We start from the raw sequence: 11497 nt of genomic DNA on the forward strand, positions 1-11497 counted from the left end.
GCGTTCAACAAGTATCACCGCGTCATCACCCGCGAACTCGGCATTCCCGACAGCGAAATGCTGGTCTGCGCAATGTCACTCGGATACGCGGATACCGTCGCGCCCGAGAACGGATTGCAGCCGTCACGTTGCGCAGTTGAGGAGTTCGCCCGGTTTTCCGGATTCGAGTGACAGCGGCACAGGATCGATTTTCATCAAGTAGACAGGGGGCAATGTGAGACTGAACAAGTTGTCAGTGGTCGTGACCGGCGGCGGTTCCGGCCTGGGGGCCGCCGTGTGCGGCACATTCGCGGCGGAAGGCGCCACGGTGAATGCCGTGGACCTCAAGTTTTCTGGCGCCGCCCCGGCGGGCGTGGGCAGGCATGAAGCGAATGTCTGCAGCGCCGAAGGGCTGGCTTCCGTCTTCGATGGGATAGCGAAGGCGCCGGGCAGGCTCGATGTGTTGGTGTGCTGCGCCGGCATCGCTCCCGCGCAGAAGGTCGTGGGCAAGGAAGGCGCTCACCCGCTCGACACGTTTTCGCGTGTGATCGACGTCAACCTGAACGGCACATTCAACGCGGTGCGGCTGGCGGCGCAGCTGATGAGCCGGAATGCGCCCGGTCCGGGCGGCGAGCGCGGCGTCATCATTATGACCGCCTCCGTGGCGGCCTACGACGGACGGATCGGCCAGGCCGCTTACGCGGCGTCGAAGGGCGGCGTGGTGTCCATGACCTTGCCGCTGGCGCGTGAGCTGGCGCGGCACGGCATCCGCATATGCACCGTGGCGCCAGGCATTTTCGAAACGCCGATGCTCATGGAGATGCCGCAGGTAGTGCGCGACGCGCTGGGCGCGATGGTGCCCTTTCCAAGCCGGCTAGGAAGGCCGGAAGAGTTCGCCGGCTTGTGTCGGCATATTGTGGAAAACGACATGCTCAACGGTGAAGTCATCCGCCTCGACGGGGCGATTCGGATGGCGGCACGCTAAGCGGGAGTGCAGGAGGAAACATGACAGACAAGGTAGTCATTTGCGGCAGCGCGAGAACGCCGATCGGCGGTTTCATGGGAGAACTATCGGGCGTCACCGCGTCCGACCTGGGGGCGGTGGCGATCCGCGCGGCGGTCGAATGCGCCAGGGTGCCCATGCAGGATGTGGGCGAACTGATAATGGGGAACTGCCTCTTTGCAGGGCAGGGGCAGGCTCCCGCGCGACAGGCGGGACGCAAGGCCGGCTTGCCGGATGCGGCGGGTGCGACGACGCTGAGCAAGATGTGCGGCTCCGGCATGAAAAGCATCATGCTCGGCCGCGACATGTTGCTCGCCGGATCGCAGGACGTAGTGGTCGCCGGCGGGATGGAGAGCATGTCGAATGCGCCGTACATCGTGCCGAAGGCGCGTCGGGGACACCGCCTGGGACACGGCACGCTGGTCGACCACATGCTGCTGGACGGGCTGGAGGACGCCTACGAGAGCGGCAAGCTGATGGGGCATTTCGCCGAGGATTGCGCGAGGCATTTCCAGTTTACGCGTGAAGAACAGGACGCCTATGCGCTGCTGTCCCTGTCGCGGGCGCGCGACGCGCAAGGTTCCGGCTATTTCTACGCCGAGATCACGCCGGTTTCCGTGGGCGAGCGCGAAATTACCTCGGACGAGCAGCCTCGCCGCGCCGATTCGGCGAAGATTCCGTCCCTGAAGCCGGCATTCTCGAAGGATGGAACGGTAACGGCCGCCAATTCAAGCTCGATTTCCGACGGCGCCGCCGCCGTCGTGCTGGCACGCGAGTCATACGCGCTCGAGCACGGCCTGGCGGTCGAGGCACGAATCGTCGGGCACAGCACCTTCGCCCAGGAGCCGGCATGGTTTTCGACGGCGCCCATCGGCGCGATCAGGACGCTTTGCGCGCGCATCGGCTGGGCGGTCGGGGACGTGGACCTGTTCGAAATCAACGAGGCATTCGCGGTCGTCGTGATGGCCGCGATGAAGGAGCTGGGTTTGCCACGCGAAAAAGTGAACGTCTTCGGCGGCGCATGCGCGCTCGGTCATCCGATCGGCGCTTCCGGCGCACGTGTTGTGGTGACCTTGCTCAATGCGTTGAAGCAGAAGGGGAAGAAGCGGGGCATTGCCTGCCTGTGCATCGGCGGCGGGGAAGCGACTGCTGTTGCGGTTGAAATGATCGGCTGAACGGCGATCAGCGGCCGGTGATCCCGGCCGCAACTTTACTGCGATTTCCCTTCTTACCGCGCGGCGGATGTTTTTTGTACCTGCACCACCGGCGTGCGCATATCGACACCAGCCACCTCGTAGCCGCGCTTGAAATCCTGGATGTGCTTTTCCATCCACTTCCTGGCCCCGGCGGCATCCTTTTTCCGGATCGCTTCAAAGATGGCCGTATGCGCCGTAAGAAGACGGTCTCCTGCCGATCCGACCTTCGTCATTACGACATCGAAGGCGGGGAACAGCAGGCGGCCGAGCGGCTCGCGGGCGACGAGCAGCGCATGGTTGTCCGCGGCTTCGGCCACCAGCGAATGAAATTCGATGTCCAGCTGCACGACAGGATCGCCCCTGTCCAGCGCCTCTTCAGTCGCTTTGACGTTCGCTGCCAGCGCCTCGACGGCGGCCTCGGTCCGGCGCAGCGCGGCAAGTTCGGCCAATGCCGGATCGAGGATGAACAAGCCTTCCCACAATTCCTCGATACGCACTTCCTTGAGCACCATCGCGCGCTGCACCTGCGCGCCGAGCTGTTCGCGGGAAGGATGCGTGATCAGCAGTTTTTTTCCATTGCGCAATAGCATTCCGGCTTCTTCCAGAAGGCGCACGCCTTCACGCACCGTGGAGCGGTTGACGCCGAAGCTATCGCACAGCACCGCCTCGGTCGGCAGCGCGTCGCCCACTTTCAGGCGCCCGTCGAGGATGTTCTGGACAAGCGCCTCTGCCAGCATCTTGTAAGAGGGAACCCGCTGAATTTTTTCTACTTCCATGGTTGTTTGCCTGATCGTCTGATTGTTGGTTCATTATCGCGAATGCCACGTGAATCTGCAAACGCGCGTTCTATTCGATTTGCCACTTTGATTCTGCCTTGACTTCTGCAAAATGCTTACATAAAATCAGATTGTCTGACAAACAGACTTATGAGGAGACATGACATGAAAGCCACTTCCTGCCGTCGGCTTGCGCTTGCCGCCGTGCTCACCTGCGCCCTTGCCGGCAATACAACGGCGCAAACACCCAAATTTTCCGACGATGTGGTGCGCATCGGCGTCCTGACTGACCTCTCCGGTATTTATGCCGACCTTTCCGGCCCGGGTTCGGTGCTGGCGGCGAAGATGGCGGTAGAAGACTTCGGCAAGACCATCCACGGCAAACGCATCGAGGTCGTTTCGGCGGACACGCTGAACAAGGCCGACACGGCCGCCAACAAGGCACGTGAATGGTTCGACCGCGACGGTGTGGACATGATCGTCGACCTGCCTGCTTCGTCCGTCGTGCTGGCAACCGCGAAGGTTGCACAGGCGAAGAACAAGATCCTGATTGCCGTCGGTTCCTCAACAACGCGCCTGACCAACGAGGATTGCTCGCCGACCGTGATGCATTGGGCATACGACACCTACTCTCTGGCCACCGCAACGGCACGCGCAGTCGCAAAGCAGGGGGGGGACAGCTGGTATTTCCTCACCGCCGACTATGCCGGCGGCCACGCACTGATGATGGATGCCATGGCGGTCGTCAAGCAAAGCGGCGGCAAGGTGCTGGGTGAATCACGCCATCCGTTCCCGGGCAATGATTTCTCGTCCTATCTTTTGAAGGCCCAGGCGAGCGGCGCCAAAGTTATTGGCCTGGCGAATGCGGGCAACGACACGGTCAATTCGATCAAGCAGGCCGCCGAGTTCGGCATCATGGACAAGCAGATGGTCGTTGCCACCCTGTTGTTTGATACCGACGTACATTCCCTCGGGCTGAAGTACGCGCAGGGAATGTACCTGACGACCGGCTTCTACTGGGACCTGAACGACAAGACGCGCGCCTTCGGCAAGCGTTTCTTCGCAAGCCAGAAGCGCATGCCGACCATGGTCCAGGCGGGGGTCTACTCCGCGGTAATGCATTACCTGAAGGCCGTCAAGGCAGCCGCGACCGACGACTCGCTCGCCGTCGCAAAGGAAATGAAGAAGATACCGGTCAACGACTTCTTCGCCGAAAACGGGAAAGTACGCGAGGACGGCCGCATGGTGCACGACATGTACCTCGCACAGATCAAGAAGCCGGAGGAGTCGAAGTATCCGTGGGATTACTTCCATATCCGCCAGGTGATCAAGGGAGACGACGCGTTCATCCCGCTGTCCAAGTCGCTGTGCACCCTGGTGAACATGTCATAGCGGGTACGAATCATTCACGGTATCGATGACAGGAATTCGGTGCGGTGCAAACCAAAGTTCCACAGTTCAAGCCATAGTTGGTCTATGCGCTCTTTAGCCCGCCGATTGGCGGGCTTTTTTTTGGGGAAAGAAAATGACCCGCGTTAACGATGCAGGTCTTTTTTGAGCGAATGTAAAGGTGGCACACGGACTTCGCCGCGTACTCCAAATGCAGAAATGACCACCACGCGCCTATAGTGACGCCCCAAGGGAGATCGTCACGAACACTTCAAAGATTGAGACACGATTGACGCGCATCCGTAGAAACTGTGCTGCGTCAGCTGGATTTCTCATACCTTACGAAACGAAGCAGGATGATCGAGATGCTAAAGATATGGCACTGACGTTCGATCGGGACGCAATTCGTCTTTTCATTTCATTTAGTCGAATAATCTGTAGACGCAACTCGGGATTCGATGAGGTTTTCGGCAATTCTAAAGATGAATTAAGAGAGCGGAAGTTATCAAGGTCGAGAAATTCAACAAGGTACAAGGCAAGAAACTTCCACCTTCAATGCCCAAGAGCTATAAGTCACGCAGATGCCCATTACAGGTCATGCCAAGCTCTGATGTTTGTTCTTGTAATCAGAAGGGCTCACACCGGTTATCTGCTTGAAACGCCTCGCAAAATGCGAAGCGTCTCCAAAGCCAGTCAGAGTGCAAATTTCCTTTACGGAAAGTGCGCTGAATACGAGATAGGACTTCGCAAGTTCGATCCGGCGATGGGTCACAATCTGCAGGAAGGTCTGCCCGGTCTCGCGTTTGATCAAGTGCGCTAGATGGGTCGGAGATACATGGCAGGCCCGTGCGGCCGTGGCAAGCGTAATTTCCTTGTCAAGGCAAGAAATAATGTAACGGCCCAACTTGGCAATCACGTGGCCTCCGCCCTTGCGCGAACCGATGTCGTGTTGCGCCGAGAGCATAGCGTCGCCATGGCGCCGCCAGACGAGTCCAATGAGTTTAAGCAGGCAACTGCGAATGAAAATGCTGCTGGCGATATCGTCATGCGCGGCTTCGGTCTTCATTACTTCGCACAACGTCTCGATTTCAACGATATCGTCTCTGTCGAAGACAAAGTCAATTCGGTCCTGTGTAAGAAAGGGGCCCAACTCGGCAGCGCGGGATACAAGACGGGGATCGAATTCAAGCGGGTCGAACTCCAGTGCCGGAAAAAGGAAATCCTGACTGGCGTTAATGACGTAGAAGCGGGCACCATCCGGGTTGCGGATGTAGTGCGGAAGGAACGGGGCAATGAAACAAAGGGTGCCTGGCACGACCGGGCGTTGGCCACAGCCAAGGTAGTGCGTCGTATTTCCGTTTATGTTGACGTAAATTTGGTAGTACTCATGGCGGTGAGGTACCGGGTTAGGTAGCGAGTTGGTGTTGTCGTGTATGCCGAAGTACGGGCGCTGAGCGCGCTCCGCCATCGTGTAGTTTCCGATTATATTGCCAGGGTCAGGACGCTCAATTTTGTACTGGTCAGCGGGGTAGCGAAAGGTCTGCAAGCGCGGCATGGAATCCCCCATTTGTTACAGTGTTTTTTCCATTGTAATCATGCCGGCGATATCGGCAACGCTAGTATGGTCCGACTGGTGTCGTTAGCCATGCATTTTCCACACTTGCGCAAGAATTGCATAATCCTGCACAACCCTGTTCGTTGTCCCTGCGAAACGCCACGCCTACACTGTCCCTATCGAATCAACCGACGATAAACACCACGATACAGGGGCACTACGCATGTCTATTCAAAACACTATCAATCATCCTATTCCGCAAATCATCGCACCGACGCTCCCGATCGTCGGAAGTAAGGAGCGATTTGGGGTTCGCCGGATCTATTGCGTTGGACGTAACTATCTTGCGCATATCCGTGAAATGAAGGAAGGCGACGAGCGCGATCCGCCATTCTTTTTCCAGAAGCCGTCCGATGCCGTCGTGGTGGACGGTCTCATTCCCTATCCGACCATTACCGACGACTTCCAATACGAATTTGAATTGACAGTTGCGATCGGACGCCGTGCAGTTGATGTTCCACGCGGCGAAGCACTGGATTACGTCTTCGGCTACGCAGCCGGTCTCGACATGACGCGCCGCGACCGCCAGCGGGAGTGCAACAAGAAGGGATTGCCGTGGGAACAAGGAAAGGCCTTCGATGCGTCCGCACCGTGCGGTCCCATCCATCCGGTAAGCCTGGTTGGCCATATCAGCCAGGGATCTCTGGTACTCAGGGTAAATGGTGAGATTCGTCAGAATTCGCGTCTGGAAAAAATGATCTGGAACGTGCCCGAAATTATCAGCGAGCTATCGAAGCAGTACGAGCTCTTCCCGGGCGATCTCATCTATACCGGCACTCCGGAAGGCGTAGGTGCGGTGCATCGCGGTGATGCGCTTGTCGGTGAGATCGAAGGATTGGAGCCGCTCGTAGCGAAGATCGTTTGACCGAATGGAAGAGAGCTAAAGGAGACCACCATGAAGCCGCTGGAGCGCATTAAATATTCTGCGATCAATGACCGTCCTAAGCTGACATTACCGGACGGTGCCCGGGTCGCTGTTTGGGTGATTGTCAACATTGAGGAGTGGGACATCAACGAGACAATGCCGCGTACTGTACTTACGCCACCGGCTGGCGGCAGTCCGATGCCGGATATTCCAAACTGGGCGTGGCATGAGTACGGAAACCGCGTCGGCTTCTGGCGCGTGCTGGAGACACTCGATACGCTGCGGATTCCTGCGACGTTAGCGATCAATGGTTCCGCGATCGAGGCGTACAAGCCGATTTCGGAGGCCGCACTTACCCGGGGATGGGAGTTCATCGGCCACGGCTATTCGCAAAAGAATATGCAGAAAGTCGCCGACGAAACTGAGGACATTCGCAAGACGACCGAGGCGATCCGAAGCTTTACCGGCCGCGCCCCGCGCGGTTGGCTTGGGCCGGGCCTGACCGAAACATGGAACACGCCTGATGTGCTCAAGGAGCACGGATATGAGTATGTGTGCGACTGGGTGCTCGACGACCAGCCGGTGCAACTGCAAACCCGGAGCGGTCCCATCGTGAGTGTGCCGTACACCCAGGAGTGCAATGACGTTGCAATGATGCTCATTCAGCACCATGTTGCTCGCGAATACCGGGACCGCGCCATCGACCAATTCAACCAACTCGCCGACGATGCAAGAGATTCAGCGCGGGTAATGGCTTTGGTAATTCATCCCTACATCATGGGAGCACCGCACCGCGCCCGTTACTTCCGTGAGGCGCTCGAATATATCGCCGCCAGCCGGGCGGCTACTTTCATGACGGGCGAAAAGATCCTCGATTGGTATAAGGCGTCTGGCCAGGCCTGCTGATTGTTGGGGCGCCGTCCCAATTAATGGGACGGCCGATGAACGAGAAATACAAGGAGACAACATGAAAATCGCGCAGACAAGCGTGAATACATCGATCCAGACTGATGGCAACGTCCGCACGCTCGAAATTGCCATGTTCCTGGTACTGCTGGCATCGTATGTAATTAATGCGATGGATCGCCAGATCTTTCCGCTGGTTGCGGCTGACGTACGGCGTGAATACGGATTTGCACTTGGGGAGACAGGCCTGCTATCGACCATCTTCACTATGGGGATGGCGCTCGCTGGCCTGCCGACTGCCTATTTGCTGGCTCGATGCTCCCGAAAAGCGGTACTGCAGATAGGTATTGCAATCTTCTCCACTGGTACGCTGCTGACTGCCTATTCCTTTGGCTTTGCCGACATGATGCTTTATCGTGCGACCACTGGCGTTGGGGAAGCGATGCAGCTTACAGTACTGATTGCTATCGCGGGAAACTACTTCTTCCGATATCGCGCCACCGCTATCGGAGCGATAAACTTTTCGTTTGGCCTTGGGGCAATCGTAGGGCCGACCTTGGGCGGCTATCTTCTTGGCGCCGAGCGACTTTGGAGAGTGCCGCTGGTATGGTTTGGCCTGATTGGCTTCATTTCCATGGCAATAATTGCATTGATGGTCAGCAGGCGGTTGACTGAGGCTACGGCCAGCGTGCAGGCTCAAGGTAATTCCGACGGTGCTGCGAATCTAATGAACCGCAACACCATTATCCTTACCGTAATGAGCATGATCGGGGGCATGGTTATTTATGGCTATCTCGGCATGTATCCGACTTACCTGCGTGAGCAACTTCATTTTGCACCGACGACCACTGGCGGTGTGATGAGCATGTATGGGCTCGGTGTCTTTGCATCGATCTTCGGTGGCTGGCTAGGCGACAGGCTCCCACCGCGCCTCTTGCTTGTGACAACCTTTCTCTCCACCGCAGCGCTCGGCGTCCTGCTGTTCTTAGGGTCAACCAACGTCGTATTCCATTCAACTCTGTCGTTTGCCTGGGGCTTCATTGCCAGCGGCATTCTTTACGTGAACCTGGCGGGCTACCATGTCAAGGCCGTACGCGCCGGACTTACCGGAAAAGCGACCGGTCTATTCGTGACCTCACTTTACGCGGCAGGGGCCGTAGCTGGTTACGTTATCGGTTCCCTTGCGGCAAAGGTTGGATGGAGTGCAGCAGGGATAATGCAGATTACAAGCCTTGCCATCGTTGGTGCACTGCTTGCTGTCGGCCTTCAACCTGAGCGAATGGCAGGTTTCTCAAGAAAGTCCTGAACAGACGGTCATGAGGGGCACGTTTCAGCGGAGCCCCTCATTCCAACTTTAATCCAAGCGTCACTGCGGAACCAGCGCGTATTCTCTGGCCCCATCGAACAATTTCCCATGATTACCGAACAGCAGGCCTTTGTTGTCCTTCCCGCGGCATTTGTCGCCGGGATTATGAATGCAATTGCCGGAGGCGGCAGCTTCGTTACCTTGCCAGCACTTGCGTACACGGGTGTCTCCCCCATTGTTGCAAATTCGACGGGTACGGCGGCATTGCTGCCTGGATATGCTTCGGCAGCGTGGGCCATGCGCAGAGACATTGGAAGGACAAAAACAATGTCGGCCGCTGCCATTGCTCTCTGGGCCTTCCTGGGAGGGATTGCAGGATCCGTGCTCCTCGCCATTACGCCTGGGAAGGCGTTCGAGACCATCCTGCCAGTGCTAATCCTCGGTTCCACAGCACTTTTTGCCTTCAGTAATCGGCTGGTGCGCGCTGATCGCGCGGGGCAGGGGCCGGAACGGTCTGCAGGATCGCTTCCTAAGGTTGCCGCAATATTTTTCGCGGGGGTGTATGGAGGGTACTTCAATGGTGGTCTTGGCGTGCTTTTACTGGCCATGCTATCGCTGATCGGGGAAAGTGATCTGCGTTCAATTAATGGCGCAAAAAACCTTGCCTCGCTGGTGCTGACGACAATCGCTGTCGGCATTTATGGTTTTGCTGGACAGGTTGCCTGGAATCTCGCTATGCCCATGATGGTTGGTTCAATTACCGGAGGCTACATCGGCGGCCTTGTTGCGCGCTACCTTCCTGTACGGTTTTTGCGTTGTTTCGTCGTGCTCACAGGACTGGTGCTCGCTCTCGTATTCGGACTGCGCGCATGGCACTGATGCCTTTCCCAGCGCATGCATCTGCAGTTCACCGCACATGTATTTATTAGCTCTCCATGGGTAAGGAAATCCAGGCAATACCAACGCAATCGCCGACTTTCGTACGGCAACAAGGCGAGAACCTGCGCCGGCAATGCGTGAATGAAGTTCGATATGCGGCCTGCCTTGACACAATCCATCCGAACGGCCGAATTCCTGATACCTGTGGATCCCACGAGAAGACAGTTCGGCAGTCCATCGGGCTGCCGAACTTGCTTTCTTCCCATTCTTCAGAAGCGGTGGCGAATGCCAAAGCCGACGCTATTGGCACCGTTGGCCCTGGTAATTTTATCGTTCATCATCACCGCGTAGACGTCTACTCGCTTTGACAGGTAGTAGTCGTAGCCGAAAGATGCGGTTGTACGCGTTATTGTTCCCCCTCCGACCAGCGTGCCGCTGCGGTGTGCGCGCCCAACCGCTGCCAGAAGGACACCCTGTCCTAACTTCGCCGATAAACCTATCGTACTTCCACGATCTTCCATGGCGTTTCCAGCGCGCGCTTCGTTGCTGCTGCGACGAAAGGTGGCAAACATCTTTGCTAAAGCTGTCTCGTACGAGGCCCCGCCAAACCACGTCTTCTGCCTGACGATAGATGCGATGTTGATCGGGATTGTGGTGGCGTCGATCAGCGGGCCCGGATTCGGATTGCCAACTTGCACGTCTTGGTAGTATGCGGACAAACCAAGCGGGCCATTGAAGTAAAGAAGATTACCTCCTATGTTCCTTTTCCCGGAGTCGCCAGCAACTTCTCCAAGCTGATAGTGGAAATTTCCGCGCAATCCTCCATATTCGGGCGTCATATAAATCACTTGATTACTCCAGCCAGTATCGCCAGCATTGGTGGCGGACCAAGTCCTGGCATTTGCCGGTCCTGAGCCGACATTCGAGTGCACAATCAGAGGTGAAAACGTGAACGAGTCGCCAAATGGATTAAACAGCATGTTCGGTAGGAAGTTTGGCGCAAGAGCGCGGCCGAGCTGAACCTTCCCCCAGCTGCCTGACAACCCCACGTTCGCATTCTGTGAAAACATATTGTCCGCCCCGAATCTGCCGGTCTCACCGGTATCAATCCGCATGAATCCAGTCAGCGCGACTTCCGCGCGGAGACCGCTTCCCAGGTCTTCCTGTCCTTTCAGGCCCCACCACGAGGTAGTCATTCCACCGCTACCAACGACAGACCGGCGCGCAGTATCACCGCTGTTCTTTAGCGAGCCAGCGAAACCATCGATTAATCCGCTGACGTTGACGTTCGTCTGTGCCATGGCGTAGCCGGCAGTCAGGTGCAACGCTACGGCCGCTATTCTCCTCGATCTAATCTTGTTCATTTTGTTTCCTTGCTTGTTGTAGGGAACGTGATTCCCCGTTTCAGAGGGTAGATGCAGGCGTCATTGATGTCTGCATGCAAGGAGGTTAAGTGGGGCATGGGTTCGGAGCCATGACTCCACTTGTGCAATGTCATGCATTACTTGTCGTATCGACGTACGCGTCCGGCCATCCTTTCTTGAATGGTGATGGCGTTGTTGCGAAAATGAGGTCCGCTTAAC

At 57.2% G+C, this 11497-nt stretch carries 10 protein-coding genes; 7 read left to right on the forward strand and 3 right to left on the reverse strand.

Features of this window, described 5'->3' with window-relative positions; translation table 11 throughout:
- The first annotated feature begins 214 nt into the window (after positions 1 to 214).
- Entirely contained in the window at positions 215 to 964 is a 750-nt protein-coding gene (locus AYR66_RS10930) for an SDR family NAD(P)-dependent oxidoreductase (RefSeq protein WP_088707511.1), read from the forward strand.
- Between the two features lie 20 nt (positions 965 to 984).
- Positions 985 to 2157: an acetyl-CoA C-acyltransferase gene (locus AYR66_RS10935; protein WP_088707512.1), complete on the forward strand. Its 1173-nt coding sequence runs from the start codon at positions 985 to 987 to the stop codon at positions 2155 to 2157.
- Positions 2158 to 2210: 53 nt separating this feature from the next.
- Here the strand turns inward: AYR66_RS10935 and AYR66_RS10940 are convergent, their stop codons facing one another.
- Positions 2211 to 2954: a FadR/GntR family transcriptional regulator gene (locus tag AYR66_RS10940; RefSeq protein ID WP_088707513.1), complete on the reverse strand. Its 744-nt coding sequence runs from the start codon at positions 2952 to 2954 to the stop codon at positions 2211 to 2213.
- Between the two features lie 165 nt (positions 2955 to 3119).
- Between AYR66_RS10940 and AYR66_RS10945 the strand changes: the two genes are divergently transcribed.
- A complete protein-coding gene (locus AYR66_RS10945) occupies positions 3120 to 4346 on the forward strand; it encodes an ABC transporter substrate-binding protein (protein WP_170942120.1) in 1227 nt (408 codons plus the stop codon).
- Positions 4347 to 4938: 592 nt separating this feature from the next.
- Here the strand turns inward: AYR66_RS10945 and AYR66_RS10950 are convergent.
- A complete protein-coding gene (locus tag AYR66_RS10950; RefSeq protein ID WP_234814877.1) occupies positions 4939 to 5898 on the reverse strand; it encodes an AraC family transcriptional regulator in 960 nt (319 codons plus the stop codon).
- Between the two features lie 223 nt (positions 5899 to 6121).
- On the opposite strand from AYR66_RS10950, the gene AYR66_RS10955 reads away from it, so the two are divergent.
- The 4 genes from AYR66_RS10955 (at position 6122) to AYR66_RS10970 (ending at position 9914) form a co-directional block, all read left to right on the forward strand.
- A complete protein-coding gene (locus AYR66_RS10955; RefSeq protein ID WP_088707515.1) occupies positions 6122 to 6823 on the forward strand; it encodes a fumarylacetoacetate hydrolase family protein in 702 nt (233 codons plus the stop codon).
- A gap of 30 nt (positions 6824 to 6853) precedes the next feature.
- Complete coding sequence (locus AYR66_RS10960) at positions 6854 to 7729, forward strand: polysaccharide deacetylase family protein (RefSeq protein WP_088707516.1); 876 nt, start codon at positions 6854 to 6856, stop codon at positions 7727 to 7729.
- Positions 7730 to 7790: 61 nt separating this feature from the next.
- A complete protein-coding gene (locus AYR66_RS10965; RefSeq protein WP_088707517.1) occupies positions 7791 to 9035 on the forward strand; it encodes an MFS transporter in 1245 nt (414 codons plus the stop codon).
- 108 nt (positions 9036 to 9143) lie between these two features.
- The gene (locus AYR66_RS10970; RefSeq protein WP_088707518.1) at positions 9144 to 9914 is read left to right on the forward strand and encodes a sulfite exporter TauE/SafE family protein; all 771 of its coding nucleotides are present in this window, start codon (positions 9144 to 9146) and stop codon (positions 9912 to 9914) included.
- Between the two features lie 269 nt (positions 9915 to 10183).
- On the opposite strand, the gene AYR66_RS10975 is transcribed toward AYR66_RS10970, so the two are convergent.
- Complete coding sequence (locus AYR66_RS10975) at positions 10184 to 11278, reverse strand: porin (protein WP_088707519.1); 1095 nt, start codon at positions 11276 to 11278, stop codon at positions 10184 to 10186.
- Between the last annotated feature and the right edge of the window lie 219 nt (positions 11279 to 11497).

Source organism: Noviherbaspirillum denitrificans, assembly GCF_002211445.1.
Classification (GTDB): Bacteria; Pseudomonadota; Gammaproteobacteria; order Burkholderiales; family Burkholderiaceae_D; genus Noviherbaspirillum; species Noviherbaspirillum denitrificans.